The following is a 307-nucleotide window of genomic DNA, read 5'->3' on the forward strand; positions in this document are numbered from 1 at the left end:
AAATAAATAACCAAAAAGGAGATGTTCTAAATGGAAACACCAGTAGTACAACCAAGGGATTGGACTTGTTGGAGTTGTTTAGTGTGTGCAGCATGTTCTGTGGAATTATTAAATCTAGTTACTGCGGCAACAGGGGCTAGTACTGCAAGTTAATATCCTTTCAGAAGTTACTTTGGTTAAAAGCACTAAGGAAATGAGCACTTTTGGTCAAATTAGATTTTCTAGAAGAAAAATAAATAACCAAAAAGGAGATGTTCTAAATGGAAACACCAGTAGTACAACCAAGGGATTGGACTTGTTGGAGTTG

1 protein-coding gene is annotated in these 307 nt (G+C 36.2%); it reads left to right on the forward strand.

What is annotated here, in order from left to right; genetic code table 11:
* Positions 1-30 precede the first annotated feature (30 nt).
* Positions 31-153, forward strand: a complete 123-nt coding sequence (gene tucA, locus HFD78_RS29885) for a subclass IId bacteriocin thuricin17 (protein ID WP_000449799.1) — start codon at positions 31-33, stop codon at positions 151-153.
* Positions 154-307: the final 154 nt, after the last annotated feature.

The sequence above is a fragment of the Bacillus sp. EKM501B genome (assembly GCF_011800505.1).
Lineage (GTDB): Bacteria > Bacillota > Bacilli > Bacillales > Bacillaceae_G > Bacillus_A > Bacillus_A cereus.